The organism is Phocaeicola massiliensis B84634 = Timone 84634 = DSM 17679 = JCM 13223 (assembly GCF_000382445.1).
GTDB lineage: Bacteria > Bacteroidota > Bacteroidia > Bacteroidales > Bacteroidaceae > Phocaeicola > Phocaeicola massiliensis.
Genome location: NZ_KB905472.1, coordinates 121,037 through 139,445 on the forward strand (window position 1 = coordinate 121,037; position 18,409 = coordinate 139,445).

Consider the following 18,409-nt stretch of genomic DNA (forward strand, 5'->3'; position numbering starts at 1 on the left):
ATGATATGAAAAAGGAAGTTGTTTTCGGCAACTTCCTTTTTTGTTTTGTTTCTACATGGTATATGGTCAGACCGGCTGACCGTATACTTCTTTATATAGCATGTTCTTTACTTTATCAAAGTCTTTTTCCATATCTATATCTCCATAAGTCATCAGTAACATGGGCAGGCCTGAGTCGCCGGTGCGGTAAGGAGGCTGCATATATGGCTTTTCGTGCAGTGTGAAATTCAATCGCTTGTAGAAGTTGATACGCCGTATGCTCATCTCTTCTGTCGGTTCTTCTACTTCCAGAACGATGGGACCTTGCAGTTTGGTTTGGATACTTTCTAATACACGTTTGCCGTACCCCCCGTTGCGCAGGGAGGGGTCGATGGCAAAATGCTCGATATAGTAGAAATCTCCCATGTCCCAATAGCTGATCATACCGACGGGTTTTCCGTCTTCCACTATCACATTGTTGCAGAAAAGGGGATTACTGTCCGAATACTCACGCTGTTGGGGAGTATCACGGCGTTCCTGTGCAGGAAACGCCGTGTGCATCAACTCTTCAACAAAACCGTATAGTTCTTGGTCTTCTGTCTTGACTTGTTTAATTTCAATCATTTCTGTCTTGGTTTAGTCATGTAATATATAACTTATTTCTCGGTATAAAAGTTTATCAGTCTTTCAAGTGCACGCTGGCAAACGGGGCAGAAAGCAGGTGCTTCATTGATTTTCATTCTACATTCGGTGACCGGGCGATAAATGCCTTTTTTGGTATAACCGGCTCCCTCATAAACTCCTACTTTGTTGTATATATCCGGCTTTTGAGTTGCTACCGGGGTAGGAATGGGAGTATGGGCAGGAATCATATCTTTCCATTTGCTTTCAAAGTCAACGAGACTGGTGATATTTTGTTCCCACGGTTCTACCTCGTAAGGATATTGCGGGCTGGGAGCTTCCGTATAAGCATATTCGTCTGCCAATCCTCCGAAGCTATGCCCGAACTCGTGCACCACTACCGGTTTGAACATCGGATGGTGGGCAGTGGTCAGTGTATACGAATTATAAATGCCTCCTCCTCCATAAGTGTCGGTATTGGCCAATATGATAATGTGTTCGTATGGGATGCCTGCCAACCAGTTATGAATACTTTTTACCCGGCTTGTAGTCAGGTACCGGTCGGAATAGAAAGTATTGAAATGAGAGCTGACAGCCGTCGATTTCCATTCACCTTTGCCGGGCACACTCACACCGCTGTCCTGCGACGGACTGGCTACTGCCACCACATTGAATTTGTTTTTCAACTTCTTGAAAGGTTCGTGACTGAATAAAGCATCGCAAGCTGTCTGTGCGTCCTTATAGAAAAGATCCATCTCTTGCTCTGTGTAACCTTCTGCCATAATAGCCACATCGATACAATCTTTGGAGCTTCCGCTTTGTAATAAGTAGCGATGAGGGGTGATACGTGCCAATCCTCTCTGATGGATGAGAATGTCATTCGGGTTGACTTCGTGCGTCAGCGAAGTGCTTACCTTATGATATACATTCTTAAGGGCAACGGTAACCACTGCCTCTTTCTTGGGATAAGGAAGCAAGAAGGAGTTTTCAAACCCTTTTCTCACGCGGGAAGCCTCTTCTTCGGTCACCCATTCCTGAAAAAGGCTGGAAAAAGAGGTGCGGTAAATAACTTGCCCTGTAGCTTTATCCTTCATGGTTATTTCTCCGTTTCCTCCTAAAGGAATTTCAGACAAATGGTGCCGGCGGCCTGCCCACTCGGGGAGGCTGGAAAGTTCGTCCAGATAAATATCCAGATGCCCGGCATCTCCCGTAAAGATGTAATCCACCCGAAGAGTCTTGTCTTCAAAAAAATCATCAAAATTCTGTGCGAATGCAGTGATGTTCATAACGCTGCATAAAAGGAAAATAAGTGTCTTTTTCATGTTTTCTTTAATTTTGAACAAAGATACGACTTTCTATTAATTTATAAATATTCATGCAATAAAAGTTATGGATTGTACAAATATTGTCGGGAAAAGTCATATCTTTGCAGAAAATTAAACTAAAAAGAATGGGACATCATCAATTAGACAGTTTGGATGAGCAGATTTTGAAGTTGATAGCCGATAATGCTCGTATTCCGTTTCTGGAAGTTGCCCGTGCGTGCAATGTGTCGGGTGCGGCTATTCACCAGCGCATTCAGAAACTGACCAACTTAGGTATTCTGAAAGGTTCGGAGTATGTTATCGACCCGGAGAAGATAGGTTATGAAACATGTGCATACATTGGTCTTTATTTAAAGGATCCCGAACAGTTTGACTCTGTCACGGAAGCGTTGAAAAAGATTCCGGAAGTCGTGGAATGTCACTTCACTACCGGGCAGTATGATATGTTTATCAAGATATATGCCAAGAACAATCATCATTTGCTTAGCATTATCCATGATAAACTTCAGCCGCTTGGCTTGGCTCGTTCGGAGACCATTATTTCTTTCAACGAAGCGATTAAAAGACAAATGCCTATTTTGAATTTGGCAGACGAGGATTAATATTTTGTTTTATCTTCGTTCGTAGTTGATGAAGCTATAAGGGTAGAGATGTTTCTCATCGGTATGATGGTCTTCTCTACCTGTTTCTTTCCATACTTTTTCATCTATTTCAGGGAAAAAGGCATCTGCCTGCTTGCCGGTGTCATGCACCAATGTGATATATAAACGGTGAGTCAGTGGCAGTGCTTCCTTATACACACTGGCACCTCCCATGATAAAGATTTCCTCTTCGGCATTACAATGAGCCAGGGCCTCCTCCAAAGAGGTGAAACATTCGGCACCTGCACAGACCAATCCGTCCTGACGTGATAAAACGATATTCCGGCGGTTGGGCAATGCACCTTTGGGCAGTGAATCAAAGGTCTTTCGTCCCATGATAACAGTGTGTCCGGTGGTGAGTGCCTTAAAGCGCTTCAAGTCGTTGGGCAACCAGTATAATAATTGATTGTCCTTTCCGATGCCATTGTTTTTTGCGATGGCCACTATGATAGACAGGTTATTCATCTTTTTGAGGTATTACAGTGTTAAACAGATACTTTTCCGGCAATGTGAGGCCACGGGTCGTAATTCACCAGCTCGAAGTCTTCGTATTTGAAGCTGAATATATCCTTTACGTCAGGATTAATTTTCATTTGGGGGAGTGGACGCGGCTCACGGGTGAGCTGCAATTTTACTTGTTCCAAGTGATTCAGATAAATATGTGTATCTCCCAGCGTGTGGACAAAATCACCCGCTTTGAGTCCGGTGACTTGTGCCATCATTTGCAACAGCAGGGCATATGAGGCGATATTGAAGGGTACTCCGAGGAATGTGTCGGCACTGCGCTGATACAGTTGAAGACTTAAACGTCCGTCGGCCACATAGAACTGAAAGAAGGCATGGCAGGGGGGGAGATTCATATTGCCCAAGTCGGCTACATTCCATGCGCTGACAATGATACGCCGTGAATCAGGATTATGTTTGATAGTCTCCACGGCTTCGCTGATTTGGTCGATGAATCCGCCTTTATAGTCAGGCCACGAGCGCCATTGGTAGCCATAGATATGTCCCAAGTCACCGTTTTCGTCCGCCCATTCGTTCCAGATTCGCACTCCGTTGTCTTGCAGGTATTTCACGTTGGTATCTCCTTGCAGGAACCAAAGCAGTTCGTGTATGATGGATTTGAGATGTAACTTCTTGGTAGTGATACAGGGAAAGCCTTCTTCGAGGTTAAAGCGCATTTGATGGCCAAACACGCTGATGGTTCCCGTACCGGTGCGGTCTTCTTTATGGACACCTTCGGTCAGGATGCGGTTTAACAGGTTTAAATATTGTTTCATCTTCGGATTTTCATTTTACAGACTGCAAAAGTACACAATTTATCGGAAACTGGCTACTCGTTGGACACCTATAATGATGACCACCACCGTAGCAATAGCCAATGAAATGAAGTTTGTGTTGCTCATCAGATTGTAAGATTGCGAAGTGATGACTTCTACAATGACACCGAACAAGAAATTGAAACCGTCAAACACATAGAACAGTATGCAGCAAAGCACGGTACAGACTGTAGTGAGTACATCGGACATCCATTTGGCATGTTCGGGCAGCTGCCGTATCACTCGGCGTGAGAATCCGTTGTCTTCTATTTCATGCTTGTTGGCATGCATGAATTGGCTAATCAATTTATCATCATTTTCCATCATAACCGTTCTGTTTTAAGAAGTTAGAAAGTTTTTCTTTTCCACGCGAGAGGTGGGATTTGACAGTTCCGGCAGGCATACCGGTTACTATCGCTATTTTTTCTATCGGCAGGTCCTCCATAAAGAACAGAGTGATGCATGTTCGCTCTGCCTCTTTCAGTCGGCTCAATCCCCGATATATGTCCATTTGCTCGCCTACCTTGGTTTGTTCCACTTGGCAGGAGGCATCTATTTCCCGCTCTTCCAGTCCCGAAGTCTCTTTCTTGCCGCGAATATAGTCATAAAATACATTATAGGCAATACGATAAAGCCAGGTGGAGAAGCTGGAGAGGTTTTTGAATGAGCTCAGATTGGTGTATGCCTTCAAGAAAGTTTCCTGTGCCAAGTCATCGCTCAGTTCTTCATCGCCCAATGTCTGGTGGAGGAAGAAACGGCGCACGGGCGATTGATACTTTTTGACCAAAGTATCAAACGCCCGGGTGTTTTTGAAGACCACCACTTGTGCTACCAACGATATGTCGTTGAGCTGCCCCATTCTTTATTGTTCGTTGTGTGGAGTGTCTTCGTGTCCGTCACCGCTCATCCGGGTAGGGGAGGAGCCGTCTTTTTTTTGTTTGCGGGGAGTGGTGGTATAAGCAATCAGCACTTGTCCTATTCCCATACAGAAGATAAGGAAACCGATAGCGGCCAGTCCTTTGACACCGGTCATAACCCATAGGAAAACTCCCAGTCCGATACCTAAAAAGATATGGGTAATCCCTTTGGTCATAATCTCGTTGTTGCGGTTTCTCTCATTGAAGAGTTCCTGCGGAATGCTGTGCCCTGCAGCGAGTGCTTCGGCTGCCAGCTTGTATTTGGCTTGTTTATTCTTATATCGGAACCATAGTGTGATAGCGACGATGAACAGCGGCAGTCCGAATATCATAATGACGGAAATCAGTACAATAATCCCACCCATATCGTTTGACATGTTGTCTCCGAAGAAACTGAAATTGGTATTTGAATGGGCATCGGTCGGGGCATAAGCATCCGCATCGCTAAGTTCACTTATCACTACAGTATCCATTCGTGTACTGTCACCGGCCGAAGGAACCAGTTTTATTTTTTCTGCTGAAGCCGTCAGGCTGTATCCAATCAGGAAGGCAAAGATTAAAAAAAGCTGTTTCATACGTTTTATCTGTTTATTATTATTTTCTATAAGTTAGACGGAAGATGACTTCCTTTTGGTTGCAAATAGACGAAATATTTTTCATAAAACAGAGAAAAAGGTGGTATTTCCTTTGTCAGGACGCCATCAGCCTGCCGCTTGGAGCCTTGCAACAGAAATGAAACCTGATTGTTACAAAACCTTTAATGCAGTGTAACTCCCACGCAATCCGGTTCATCTACTTTTGCGGCAGATTTATAACGCATAAAAAAATATATGAAAAAGGTTATTAGATTAGTCTCTTGTATGCTGCTGACAGCAGGTATTTGTGGAAATGCTTTTGCAGGGAACAATGAAACGGTGGTAAAACAAGGTGCCATTCGCGGACGTGTGATAGACAACGGCAAACAAACGCTTCCGGGAGCTTCTATTTTTATTGAGAATCTGAAAACAGGAGTGATTAGTGACGTGAACGGTTTTTATACCTTACCTAATCTGAAACCGGGTACTTATACCGTGAAGGTAACTTATGTGGGCTATAGCCCTATCGAAATGAACATCACAGTTCCCGAAGGCAAGACATTGGAGAAGGATATTGTGATGAGTGAAGGACTGGAGTTACAAGCTGTGCAGGTAAAAGGGGCTTTTCAAGGACAGAAGAAAGCTATCAATACGCAAAAAAACAATATGGGAATCACCAATGTGGTGTCGGCCGACCAGGTAGGCAAGTTCCCGGATTCGAATATCGGTGATGCATTGAAGCGTATCAGTGGTATCAATGTGCAATACGACCAGGGAGAAGCCCGTTTCGGACAGGTACGCGGTACGAGCGCCGATTTGAGTTCCGTTACCATCAACGGTAATCGTGTTCCTTCTGCCGAAGGGGATACGCGCAACGTGCAGCTTGACCTGATTCCGGCAGATATGATTCAGACCATCGAAGTAAGTAAGGTCGTTACACCTGATATGGACGGTGATGCTATCGGTGGCTCTATCAATTTGGTGACTAAGAATTCTCCTTATAAACGTACTATCAATGCGACAGCAGGAAGCGGTTATAACTGGATTAGTGAGAAAGCCCAACTGAACTTAGGATTCACTTATGGTGACCGTTTCTTTCATGACAGGCTGGGAATGTTGCTTTCTGCTTCTTATCAAAATGCTCCTTCGGGTTCTTATGATACCGAGTTTATGTGGGAAAAAAGCGAAGACGGAAAGGCGTATGTCAATGATTACCAGATGCGTCAATACTTTGTTACCCGTGAGCGCCAAAGTTATTCGGCAGCATTTGATTTCGATATCAATGAGAACCATAAATTGACTTTCAAAGGTATTTTCAATAACCGTAACGACTGGGAAAACCGTTACCGCACGACTATAAAGGATTTGGATGAGAACGGAAAGGGAACTGTCCGTATTCAGACTAAAGCCGGTACACCCGATAACCGTAATGCCCGTTTGGAACGTCAGCGCACTATGGATTTTGCTTTGGGCGGTGAACATTTGTGGGGAGCTATCGGTATGGACTGGAACGCCAGTTATGCCAAAGCTACGGAAGAACGTCCGAATGAACGTTATCTCGATTTTCAGTTAAAGAAGCAGCAGTTTGATATGGATTTGAGTGATGAACGGCAACCGTTTGCTACTCCTCAATCGGGTTCTACCCTGACGTTGAGTGATAAATTCAGCTTAAAGGAACTGACCGAGCAACAGGAGGATATAAAAGAAGAAGACTTGAAGTTCTCTACCAACTTCAAGGCAACGCTGAATAATGGTGCCAAACTGAAGTTCGGAGCGAAAGTGGTGCGTAAAACCAAAGAAAAAGAAATAGACTTTTATGAATATACACCGATAGATGAGGATGCCTTTATGGAAAACAGTCTGCGGAATATAGTCGACCAAAGTACAGATAAGTTTATGCCGGACAATAAATATCAGGTAGGTTCGTTTGCTGGTAAAGAGTATATCGGCGGATTGAATCTGAATGACCCTTCACAGTTCGAAAAGGAGCAGGTGCAGGCAGAATTGGCGGAGAACTTTGAAGCGCGTGAGACTGTCAGTTCGGGTTATGTACGTTTCGATCATCGGTTCAGCCGTGACATCAGCCTGATGGCAGGATTGCGTTTGGAACATACTTCTCTTCGATATACCGGGCGCAACTATGACGATGAAACGGACCAGACCACTAAGACCGACCGTATGACCAACAGCTACGTGAACTTCCTTCCTTCTCTCTTGGTGAAATGGGATGTAAATGATGATTTCAAGATTCGCGGTTCGTACACACAAACTTTGAGCCGGCCCAAATATTCGGCTTTGGTTCCGAGTGTGAATATTAACCGTGGCGACAACGAGATAAAGATTGGTAACTCAGACTTGAAACCGACTCTCTCTTATAATTTCGATTTGAGTGCGGATTATTATTTCAAGAGTATCGGTTTGGTGAGTGCAGGATTCTTTTATAAGAAGATAGATGACTTCATTGTCGATCAGGTGCTGACCAACTATGAATATCAAGGCACAGAATATACTCGTTTCACTCAGCCTAAAAATGCCGGAAACGCTAATCTGTGGGGATTGGAGTTTTCTTATCAGCGTGATTTCGGTTTCATCGCTCCGGCATTGAAATGTGTAGGTTTCTACGGAACATATACATATACCCACTCACGTGTAGAAGACTTTAACTTTGAAGGTCGCGAAAACGAAAGCGGACTGAGTCTGCCGGGGTCTCCTGAACACACTGCCAATGCTTCTCTCTATTTTGAAAAAGGAGGGTTGAATGTACGCTTAAGCTATAACCATGCATCCAGCTTTATCGATGAAATGGGACCGAGCACATTTTATGACAGATTCTATGATGCTGTGAATTATATGGATGTAAATGCCAGCTATACTTTTGGCAGAAAGGTGAAAATGACGTTCTATGCCGAAGCAAACAATTTATTGAACCAGCCGCTTCGTTACTATCAGGGAATGAAAGACCGGACAATGCAGGCCGAATATTATGGAGTGAAAGTAAATGCAGGTTTTAAAGTAAGTTTTTAAATAAATGAATAATATGAATATGTTGAAGATGATAGGAAAAATAAAAGAAGTATTGACATGGGTGTGGATTGCCGTTATCGGTACGGCTATCTGTGTGAATGTATGCGCTCAGACTCCGCAGGAGTGGAAGGGGCTGGAAAGACAACTGAATTTCTATATGGCTAATGATTTGGGAAGAAACGGTTATTATGACCAGAAACCTATTGCCGAGTTAATGGGCGAAATGGCTGATGCAATCGGTCCCGAATGTGTGTTTGCTGCCGGTGACGTACATCACTTTGAGGGGGTACGCAGTGTGAATGATCCGCTTTGGATGACTAACTATGAACTGATTTACAGCCATCCCGAGTTGATGATAGACTGGTTCCCGGTTTTGGGTAATCATGAGTATCGTGGGAATACACAGGCAGTATTGGATTATACGAACGTGAGTCGCCGTTGGTCAATGCCGGACCGTTATTATACGAAAGTATTCGATAAAAAGGGAACAAGTGTTCGCTTTGTGATGATAGATACGGCTCCGTTGATTGACAAATACCGCAACGAAAGCACTACTTATCCGGATGCTTGCAAACAGGATATGGACAAGCAGCTTGCGTGGATTGACTCTGTGCTGACTGTTGCCAAAGAAGATTGGATAGTGGTGATCGGTCATCATCCCATTTATGCGGAGACTCCGAAAGACAACAGTGAACGCAGTGATATGCAGAAACGTCTGGACCCTATATTGCGTAAACATAAAGTGGATATCTATGCCTGCGGACATATTCATAACTTCCAGCATATTCGTGTGCCGGGCAGTGATATTGATTACGTGGTGAATACCTCTGCTTCTCTGAGTCGGAAGGTGAAGGCTGTGGAAGGCACACAGTTCTGTAGTCCCGAACCGGGCTTTTCTATCTTCACGGTAGATAAAAAAGAGTTGGATATGCACATGATCGACAAGACGGGAAAAGTAATTTATACGGTAAAACGTACGAAATAGACTTAGCAATATGGGGAAAAAGAGTATATTTGCAGCATAATGTATGCTGACAACAATGAATTTACCATCTGATTTTTCCCAAAGAACCCATGAATTACTGGGTGATAATGATTATAGACAGTTGGAGGATGCCTTGCAGGACGAAGCGCCTGTGAGCATCCGTGTTAATAGTGCCAAATGTGATAAAGAGGTAAAAGGGGAGCGAGTTCCCTGGTCTGCCAATGGAATATATTTGGCAGAACGTCCGACTTTTACGTTTGATCCTTTGTTTCATGCCGGATGCTATTATGTACAGGAGGCTTCTTCTATGTTTGTGGAACAGGTGTTGAAGACCTATGTCTCGTCTCCGGTAGTGATGCTCGACCTCTGTGCAGCACCGGGAGGTAAGTCCACTGCTGCACGGGCGGTATTGCCTGATGGCAGTTTGCTGGTAGCGAATGAAGTGATGCGCAACAGGGTGCAGATTTTAGCCGAGAATCTTATTAAATGGGGAAATACGGAAGTGGTAGTGACCAATAACGACCCTTCGGATTTTGCCGCTTTGCCGGGGATGTTTGATGTCGTTTTGACGGATGTACCCTGCTCGGGTGAAGGAATGTTTCGTAAAGATGCTGTGGCGGTAGAGGAGTGGAGTGCTGATAATGTGCAAATCTGCCGGCAGCGTCAACGCCGCATCTTGGCGGATGTGTGGACGGCATTGAAGCCGGGCGGTCTGCTTATTTACAGTACCTGTACGTATAATAGGGAGGAAGATGAAGATAATGTAGCCTGGATAGCCCGCGAATTGGGAGCTGAAGTGCTGGAGGTACCTGTCCGGCCGGAATGGAATATTACCGGCAACTTGACCGAAGCGGATTTTCCGGTGTATCGCTTTTTACCTCATAAGACAAAAGGGGAAGGTTTCTTCTTGGCTGTACTTCGCAAGGATACCGAAGGAGGAGAAGAGGAAAGGACAGGAGATTACCTGAAAGAGCATGCCGGCGGCAGAAAAGATAAAAAGAAGGGTGGAAGAGAGAAACAGCAGGTGATGACCGTTCCTAAAGAAGTAAAAGACTGGTTGCAGCACCCTGAAGACTATCAGTTCGAGGTGAAAGGTACCGGTATTGTTGCTTTTCCCAAAAAACATAGTGAAACGTATGCGCTGTTGCAACAGGTTTTAAAGGTCATTCATGCCGGTGTGACATTGGGCGAATTGAAGGGAAAAGATATTGTGCCCGATCATTCTCTGGCAATGACTATAGCAATGAGACAAGGAAAGTTTCTACAGGCTGAACTGAGTTATGAACAGGCTATCGGCTATTTGCGTAAAGAGGCTGTGGTTTTGGACTCTTCCATTCCCCGCGGTTATATATTGCTTACCTATAAAAAGATTCCGTTAGGCTTTGCCAAGAATATAGGCAATCGTGCCAACAATCTATATCCGCAAGAGTGGCGTATCCGTAGCGGTTATTTGCCGGATGTGCTTAGCATGGTGTGGGACGACTGATACCTTCCGGCATCTATCAGAACGGTTTGCGAAAGGTGCAGCCGTTCTTCCATTCGGAACACCCGTAAGCTGTTTTTCCTTTGATAATCGTTCCTTTTCCACATAGCGGACAAGGTTTACCGATCCATTCATCGGCAGGCGGATTTTCCGGCTTCTCTTCTTTGGTGGCGGCTTTCGGTTTGCGGGGACTTGCTTTCCTTTTGGCAGCAGTCTTCTTGGAGGCTTCTTCTTTGACAGTTTCTTCCATGGTAGTGACGCGGCGATTGGTGTTGTCGCTCAATACGCTGTGCACCACTTCCGCTACCATTTGTTTCAGTTCGTCCAGAAAAGTGGAAGCATCATAGCTTTTCCGTTCTATCTCGCGCAGTTTCTTTTCCCAGATACCTGTCAGTTCTGCTGATTTCAACAGCTCTTCGTGAATCAGTCCGATAAGTTCCACTCCGGTGGGAGTAGCAATCAGGTTCTTGCGTTCTTTTCGGATATAGTGACGTTTGAATAAGGTTTCGATAATGGCAGCGCGGGTAGACGGACGTCCGATGCCGTTCTCTTTCAAGGCATCGCGCAATTCGTCATTGTCCACCAGTTTACCGGCAGTTTCCATGGCACGCAGCAAGGTAGCCTCTGTGTAGGGTTTGGGCGGCTGTGTCCATTTCTCGTTCAATGTGGGCAGATGAGGTCCGCTTTCACCTTTTACAAAAGTAGGCAGAGTGCGTTCTTCATCTCCTTCACGCGGTTCTGTATCAGGGTCGGTCATGCCGTCGGGCAGATTGGTCTGCGGTTTGGCAAAGATGACACGCCATCCCGGTTCCAATATTTGTTTTCCGGTAACTTTGAATTCTATTCCATCTGTTTCGCCAATCACGGTTGTGGTAGAAAACTTACAGTCGGGATAAAATGCGGCAATGAAGCGGCGTGCCACAAGGTCGAACACACGTTTCTCCATATCCGTCAGGTTGACAGGAGGTTGCCCGGTGGGAATGATGGCATGGTGGTCGGTGACTTTCGAATTGTCGAACACCTTCTTTGATTTATTCAGCTTGGTACCGGCAAGCGGAGCTGTCAGTGTTTCGTATGGTTTCAGACCTGCCAGAATGCCGGGACATTTAGGGTAAATATCGTCACTCAGGAAAGTAGTATCCACACGTGGGTAGGTGGTAACTTTCTTTTCGTAGAGCGATTGGATAAGTTTTAATGTATCATCAGCCGAATATCCAAACTTTTTATTGCATTCTACCTGTAAAGAGGTCAAGTCGAAGAGTCGGGGAGGTGCTTCTGTTCCTGCTTTTTTGGTCACTTCTGTCACGGTAAAAGGAACATTCTTGATACGTTCCATCAATGCTTCGCCTGTGGAGAGATCAGTGATGGGAGGTATTCCTCTGTTTTCTACAGTCCTCTTGCTCTTTTTAGCCGATTCTTTTTGGTCACTTTCCTCTTGTGCCAGTTCTTCATCGCTTTTTCGGATGATGGCGGTAAAGGTCGTAGCACGATATACAGTGGCAAGTACCCAATACTGTTGGGGAGTGAAGTTCTCAATTTCCAGTTGCCTTTTGACAATCAGAGCAAGGGTGGGTGTCTGTACGCGACCGATAGATAAAACCTGTCGGTTTTGTCCATACTTTAAGGTGTAAAGACGGGTGGCATTCATCCCCAATACCCAATCGCCGATGGCACGGCTTAAGCCGGCTTCGTACAACGGCTTGAAATCGGACTGGTCTTTCAGGTTTTGGAAACCTTCACGGATAGCTTCTTCGGTCAGTGATGAAATCCACAAGCGTTTCACCGGGCAGTGAGCGCCTGCTTTTTGCATCACCCATCGCTGAATCAGCTCTCCTTCTTGTCCGGCATCACCACAGTTTATAATCTCATCGGCTTTCTGCATTAAACTTTCGATTATGCGGAACTGCTTCTCTATACCCGGGTCATTGATGAGTTTGATTCCGAAACGTGGAGGAATCATCGGAAGGCTGGACAAGCTCCATGCTTTCCATGAAGGAGTATATTCATGCGGCTCCTTCAGGGTACAGAGATGCCCGAATGTCCAGGTCACCTGGTATCCGTTTCCTTCTATGTATCCGTCTTTTTTGTTTTTTGCTCCCAATACATCGGCGATATCGCGTGCAACGGAAGGCTTTTCGGCAATACAAACTATCATAATTTTCGTTCTGTCTAATAGGATTGCAAAGGTAACAAAAACGGCTGAAAGCAACTCTCTTTTCTCTTTAATTTATGAGAATTTAGAAACTGCTTTCAGCCGCTATCTGTACTTGATATGCTATTTAATCCATGTACCGTCTGCTTTTATTCTCAGGTTTTCCACTTCCTCGTCTGTGCTTTTGTTTTCCAAGTCGATGATATACCATTCTTCGGATACGGGTGTTTGTACGTATTCGGCATCATCGATGGTAAATCCGGGATACCGGGCATTAACAGCCTGTATCACAGCTTGGGGAAGTTCGGAAGCACGTACGTCCCAACTGGTTCCCACCCATGTCTTCTTACTGTCGAAATAAACGTCTTTTTCTTTATTTTCATCCCAAATACTCACTTCCATGTAATCTTTTTCTTTTTCGATATCAAGAATACGGGCATTGGGGTACATCTCTTTGATGAGGGCAGAGAAATCGTCCAAATCCGGTTGGGGAATGAAATCTTCATAGTAGTCCGAATCATTATCAACTTCAGTTCTGGTCAGAACACCTTCGGGCGAATAATATAAATCGACTTCCTGTTTGCCTTGCTCCACTTCGATTACATAAATGGTTTCCATGCCTGCTCGGGCTAGCATGTCTACATCGTCTATTTTCCAACCGGCATATTCACTTTGTTTGAAAGTCTCTTTCACCGGTTGTGGCAATGCTTCATAAGGTATATCGCTTTCCGTCATATACCATTCTGCCGACGAAGGATTATACCATGCTTCATGCGATGTTCCTTCGCTGTGGAAACTGGCAACGGCATAATTACCCTTTACTTCCCATTCCACAGACCGGGCTTGTGGATATTTGGAATTAAATGCTTCCCGGACAAGATTGGATACTGCCGATGCATCGGCAGTATCATTGTCGTCGTCACTACATGCGCTGAAAGTAAATACATTGATAGCTGCAAAAAATAAAAATAACATCCAGTTCTTTTTCATAATCGTTTTATTTTTATGGTTTCTTTGCGGCAAATTTAGAGGGAGAATCTAAAAAGATTCTGAAATTTGAAGCAAATTGCAGCTTTTCGGTTATTTTTTTACCTGCTTCTCTTTATTCGTTTTTATGAAGATACCAGTCTTTGTTTTGTGCACCGGAAGATCTTACCCATTCAGCGAATCCGGGGTATGCTGTAGTGATACGTACCTTTTCTGCCGGGACAGGGAAGTCTTTTACATCCGGTAAATGGATAGCAAAGGGCATATTGTCGTTGGATACATAAAACAAATTGTGCTCAGGTTGAGAGGCATCTTCTCCTGTACTCCATAAGTTGTTGTCGGCTTTATCGGTCGGCGGGTAATTGACAAGGTGCACTTCTTTGCCTCTTCCTTGGTCTGTGCTGCAGATAATAAACGGATTATAGGGCGGAATTAGTTTATTATAGTCTGCATTTGCTATTTCTATGGTCACAGTATAGGTCTTTCCTATCACGTTTTTGATATTGTCAAAGAGGAGGACAGTAGGGTAGGTCTGTCCGCTTTCCATATTGTCGTTGCCGATGAATGTGGAACGTTCAGGTCCCTCGATAGTGATACTTTTGACATCTGTATAAGTAATATTTGTCAATTGGTAGCCAAAGCCGTTGTTATAAATACCTCCGTTATGACGAGGGGTAAACTTATCGATAATTTTGGTGATTTTATTGGTTTCTAATGTTTTGTAAATAGTGGATTCATAGTCTATCATAACATCATTCATGTCATAATCACCTTCTTCCGGCCATTTATCCTCATAGGTAAGTGTACCAAAAGTCGTTTGTACATTGTCATCCGGAGTTGGAGCGTTTTCATCCGGTAAATCGGGAATTGTATTTTTTTCCACTGCATCCTTTTGTTCAATGTCAAGATAGAATGTAGCATCGGAAAAGTTGTTATCCTTACCGTCTTCAAAACCGATAGTTACCATTTGTGTAGAAATGGCGTCCAATAAAGCGATGGTTCGTTTTTCACCTTGATAGTTCAGGTTGGGGCTTGAATATTTAGTGGCATTCCAGGCATTTCCTTTTACCGGGTTTTCGATAGTACCGTTATTGTTGGAGAACCCATTGGGTTGAAGGAAAAATCCGATGGTGACCCCTGCCGGGAATTCATCTTGGAATTGTGTTCCATCCCAATATTTTAATTCTACTTGGTCACGGGAAAATATAGAAGCCTGGTCTGTTCTGGTGATATTGGGAAATGCAATAATCTTTGTTATTTTATTTTCTTCAGGGGTTTCATTTTTCGGATAAGTATAATATCCAACTACATTTTTGTATCCGGCTCCGCTATTCACAAATACCAATTTTATTTTGGTTGCTTTCGATAAAATGATATCCGAGCTGAAGTTGTTTTCGAGAAATTCCGGATGTACTATGGATATGTATTTATTCTTTATGGTAGAGTATGTTTCTTTTATATTATAAAGTATATAGTCTGGCGTATTTGCTTTGGGAAGTAAATATGTCGGTTTTCCACTTTCGCTCCAATCTCCTAATATCTTGTATTCATCAGGATATTTAAATTCATTGACGGGGGTCACTGCCCGTGTCCTGTCTCTGTGCGAGGCAATATAGTCGTTTTGATTGAAGCTGATACTTTTGTCTTTGATTGTCAGTTCTATGGGGGAAACTGTTCCCAAATAATCGGAGTATAACCATATTTTCTCGGTTCGGGCCGGGATGGTAACATTGCCTGAGAACCGTCCTGATTTATCCGTTGAGGCTTTAAAAAGCCCTTTTATATTCTCTTTTTTAATAATAGATCCATCCTCCGGTTCTTCTGTGGGGTTTTCATCGAAGAGTTCAAAAAGTACGAGATAGTCATTGAAACCATAATCAATGTTCACTTTAATAGTTTGCATTGTGTTGAAGTCAAAGTAGTCCTCTACGGAAGGTTTTTCCGGTTCGGGAGTCGGTTCGGGTGCACCGTTCAGTCCGTTTTTGTCCATGCAACTATATAACACGAACAGCGTTGCTGTGATTAGCACGCATTTTGTTAAATCCTTCATATCATTTTAAGATGTTAATCAAGCAAATGTAATTAAAAAATCGTTGATAACGAATAAAAGATGGGAATAAAAGCTTAAAAACAAGGATTATTTTATTTGGGGAGACAATTATCGGGATGAAGTGTAGTTTGGGTAAAATATAAAAGGCAAACTTGTTCGAAGTTCGCCTTTTATAAATTGAATGTGGTAAGGAAGACTTTTATTCTTCCAGCAATATTTCCATAATCTGTACTGCTGCTTTGGCTACAGAAGTACCCGGACCAAAGATAGCTGCTACACCTGCTTTATAAAGGAAGTCGTAGTCTTGGGCAGGAATTACACCTCCGGCAATAACCAGAATATCTTCGCGGCCTAACTTCTTCAACTCTTCCATCAGTTGCGGAATCAAAGTCTTGTGTCCGGCAGCCAGTGATGAAACGCCCACTGCATGAACATCGTTTTCCACTGCTTCACGGGCAGCTTCGGCAGGAGTCTGGAACAACGGTCCCATATCTACGTCGAAACCACAGTCTGCATAACCTGTAGCAACCACTTTCGCACCGCGGTCGTGTCCATCCTGTCCCATCTTGGCAACCATGATACGCGGACGGCGACCTTCTTTCTTTGCAAATTCTTCGGTCAGTTCGCAAGCTTTTGCGAAATCTGCATCTTTTTTACTTTCTGATGAATACACGCCTGATATAGTTCTAATTACTGCTTTATAACGTCCTACAATCTTTTCGCAAGCATCTGAAATTTCGCCTAAGGTAGCGCGGACACGGGCTGCTTCTACTGCCAGTTCCAGCAAATTGCCTTCTTTGGTCTCGACGCAACGGGTAATAGCATCCAATGCTTTTTTCACTTCTTCTTCGTTGCGGCCCTCTTTCAGACGTTTCAAGTTCTCAATCTGTTCCAGTCGAACGGCGGTGTTGTCTACTTCGAGGATATCGATGGGGTCTTCTTTTTCCAAGCGATACTTGTTGGTTCCCACGATAGTCTGTGCACCTGAGTCAATGCGGGCCTGAGTGCGTGCGGCAGCTTCTTCGATACGCATTTTGGGCACACCGGTTTCGATAGCTTTTGCCATACCGCCGAGGCTTTCGATTTCCTGAATATGTTCCCAAGCCTTGTGAGCCAGTTCATTTGTCAGAGACTCTACATAGTAAGAACCTCCCCATGGGTCTACATTCTTACAAATGTAAGTTTCTTCCTGAATATAAATCTGAGTATTACGTGCAATACGTGCAGAAAAGTCTGTCGGAAGAGCAATTGCTTCGTCCAATGCATTGGTGTGCAGTGACTGGGTGTGTCCCAGTGCGGCAGCCATTGCTTCGATACAGGTACGGCCTACGTTATTGAATGGATCTTGTTCGGTCAGTGACCAGCCTGAAGTCTGCGAGTGAGTACGCAAAGCCAGTGACTTCGGGTTTTTCGGGTTGAACTGTTTCACGAGTTTTGCCCATAACATACGTGCGGCACGCATTTTGGCAATCTCCATAAAGTGATTCATACCGATAGCCCAGAAGAACGACAAGCGCGGAGCAAAGGCATCGATATCGATACCTGCTGCAACACCTGCACGGAGATATTCCAAACCGTCGGCCAAGGTATAAGCCAATTCGATATCTGCCGTAGCACCTGCTTCCTGCATGTGATAGCCGGAGATAGAGATTGAATTGAACTTAGGCATCTTTTGAGAGGTGTATTCAAAGATGTCGGAGATAATCTTCATAGAGAAGGCAGGCGGATAAATATAGGTGTTACGCACCATGAACTCTTTCAAAATATCATTCTGGATGGTTCCTGCCATTTCTTCAAGTTTCGCTCCCTGTTCCAGTCCTGCATTGATATAGAATGCCATGATAGGAAGTACGGCTCCGTTCATGGTCATGGAAACGGACATCTTGTTCAAGGGGATGCCATCGAACAATACTTTCATGTTTTCCAGTGAACAGATAGATACACCTGCTTTACCTACGTCGCCTACTACACGCTGATGGTCGGGGTCATAGCCACGGTGGGTCGGAAGGTCGAATGCAACAGACAGACCTTTCTGACCTGAGGCCAGATTACGGCGATAGAATGCGTTACTTTCTTCTGCGGTAGAGAAGCCGGCGTATTGGCGGATTGTCCAAGGGCGGAATGTATACATCATGGAGTATGGGCCACGGAGATAGGGAGGAATACCTGCGGTATAGTTCAAATGTTCCATACCTTCCAGGTCTTCTTTCGTATAAACAGGCTTCACACTGATGTGTTCCGGTGTTTTCCAGTCGGCGGTAATGCCGTTGGCTTTTTGCCATTCCATACCGTTCTGCGGCTGGAATCCGGCATAAATATCTATGTTTTTAAAATTCGGTTTCATTGTCTTC

15 protein-coding genes are annotated in these 18,409 nt (G+C 44.3%); 4 read left to right on the forward strand and 11 right to left on the reverse strand.

Translation table 11 applies throughout. The features are described 5' to 3' along the window. Positions 1–66 precede the first annotated feature (66 nt). Together HMPREF1534_RS18270 and HMPREF1534_RS18265 are read right to left on the reverse strand one after the other, a co-directional pair. On the reverse strand, positions 67–603 hold the full coding sequence (locus HMPREF1534_RS18270; RefSeq protein ID WP_005935629.1) for a GNAT family N-acetyltransferase: 537 nt from the start codon (positions 601–603) through the stop codon (positions 67–69). Positions 604–635: 32 nt separating this feature from the next. Beyond that, positions 636–1,922 carry a M64 family metallopeptidase gene (locus HMPREF1534_RS18265; RefSeq protein ID WP_005935631.1) on the reverse strand — a complete coding sequence of 429 codons (1,287 nt, stop codon included), beginning with the start codon at positions 1,920–1,922 and terminating at the stop codon, positions 636–638. Positions 1,923–2,050: 128 nt separating this feature from the next. Here HMPREF1534_RS18265 and HMPREF1534_RS18260 point away from each other — a divergent pair, with 128 nt between their 5' ends. Beyond that, positions 2,051–2,527, forward strand: a complete 477-nt coding sequence (locus tag HMPREF1534_RS18260) for an Lrp/AsnC family transcriptional regulator (RefSeq protein WP_005935633.1) — start codon at positions 2,051–2,053, stop codon at positions 2,525–2,527. 9 nt (positions 2,528–2,536) lie between these two features. Here the strand turns inward: HMPREF1534_RS18260 and HMPREF1534_RS18255 are convergent, their stop codons facing one another. From HMPREF1534_RS18255 to HMPREF1534_RS18235, 5 genes are read right to left on the reverse strand one after another with little or no spacing between them, the layout of a single operon-like run. Then, entirely contained in the window at positions 2,537–3,031 is a 495-nt protein-coding gene (locus HMPREF1534_RS18255; RefSeq protein WP_005935635.1) for a dihydrofolate reductase, read from the reverse strand. A 20-nt stretch (positions 3,032–3,051) separates the two neighbouring features. Then, complete coding sequence (locus HMPREF1534_RS18250; protein ID WP_005935637.1) at positions 3,052–3,846, reverse strand: thymidylate synthase; 795 nt, start codon at positions 3,844–3,846, stop codon at positions 3,052–3,054. Positions 3,847–3,885: 39 nt separating this feature from the next. Next, on the reverse strand, positions 3,886–4,212 hold the full coding sequence (locus tag HMPREF1534_RS18245; RefSeq protein ID WP_005935639.1) for a DUF5056 domain-containing protein: 327 nt from the start codon (positions 4,210–4,212) through the stop codon (positions 3,886–3,888). Further along, positions 4,199–4,744, reverse strand: a complete 546-nt coding sequence (locus HMPREF1534_RS18240; RefSeq protein ID WP_005935641.1) for an RNA polymerase sigma factor — start codon at positions 4,742–4,744, stop codon at positions 4,199–4,201. The genes HMPREF1534_RS18245 and HMPREF1534_RS18240 overlap by 14 nt, the downstream gene beginning before the upstream one ends. Positions 4,745–4,747: 3 nt before the next feature. After that, positions 4,748–5,377: a DUF6249 domain-containing protein gene (locus HMPREF1534_RS18235; RefSeq protein WP_005935643.1), complete on the reverse strand. Its 630-nt coding sequence runs from the start codon at positions 5,375–5,377 to the stop codon at positions 4,748–4,750. Positions 5,378–5,632: 255 nt separating this feature from the next. Here HMPREF1534_RS18235 and HMPREF1534_RS18230 point away from each other — a divergent pair, with 255 nt between their 5' ends. Genes HMPREF1534_RS18230 through HMPREF1534_RS18220 form a run of 3 tightly spaced genes read left to right on the forward strand, consistent with a single transcriptional unit; the run spans position 5,633 to position 10,872 of the window. Beyond that, positions 5,633–8,401 carry a TonB-dependent receptor gene (locus tag HMPREF1534_RS18230; RefSeq protein WP_005935645.1) on the forward strand — a complete coding sequence of 923 codons (2,769 nt, stop codon included), beginning with the start codon at positions 5,633–5,635 and terminating at the stop codon, positions 8,399–8,401. Between the two features lie 13 nt (positions 8,402–8,414). Beyond that, the gene (locus HMPREF1534_RS18225; RefSeq protein ID WP_005935647.1) at positions 8,415–9,386 is read left to right on the forward strand and encodes a metallophosphoesterase; all 972 of its coding nucleotides are present in this window, start codon (positions 8,415–8,417) and stop codon (positions 9,384–9,386) included. Between the two features lie 55 nt (positions 9,387–9,441). Further along, positions 9,442–10,872 carry a methyltransferase RsmF C-terminal domain-like protein gene (locus HMPREF1534_RS18220; RefSeq protein WP_005935650.1) on the forward strand — a complete coding sequence of 477 codons (1,431 nt, stop codon included), beginning with the start codon at positions 9,442–9,444 and terminating at the stop codon, positions 10,870–10,872. A gap of 16 nt (positions 10,873–10,888) precedes the next feature. Here HMPREF1534_RS18220 and HMPREF1534_RS18215 read toward each other — a convergent pair whose 3' ends face one another. The 4 genes from HMPREF1534_RS18215 to scpA form a co-directional block, all read right to left on the reverse strand. Further along, the gene (locus tag HMPREF1534_RS18215) at positions 10,889–13,024 is read right to left on the reverse strand and encodes a DNA topoisomerase 3 (protein WP_018451999.1); all 2,136 of its coding nucleotides are present in this window, start codon (positions 13,022–13,024) and stop codon (positions 10,889–10,891) included. Positions 13,025–13,144: 120 nt separating this feature from the next. Beyond that, complete coding sequence (locus HMPREF1534_RS18210) at positions 13,145–14,011, reverse strand: PepSY-like domain-containing protein (protein WP_005935656.1); 867 nt, start codon at positions 14,009–14,011, stop codon at positions 13,145–13,147. Between the two features lie 112 nt (positions 14,012–14,123). Further along, positions 14,124–16,058, reverse strand: a complete 1,935-nt coding sequence (locus HMPREF1534_RS18205; RefSeq protein WP_005935659.1) for an LruC domain-containing protein — start codon at positions 16,056–16,058, stop codon at positions 14,124–14,126. A gap of 199 nt (positions 16,059–16,257) precedes the next feature. Next, complete coding sequence (gene scpA / locus HMPREF1534_RS18200; protein WP_005935661.1) at positions 16,258–18,402, reverse strand: methylmalonyl-CoA mutase; 2,145 nt, start codon at positions 18,400–18,402, stop codon at positions 16,258–16,260. Positions 18,403–18,409: the final 7 nt, after the last annotated feature.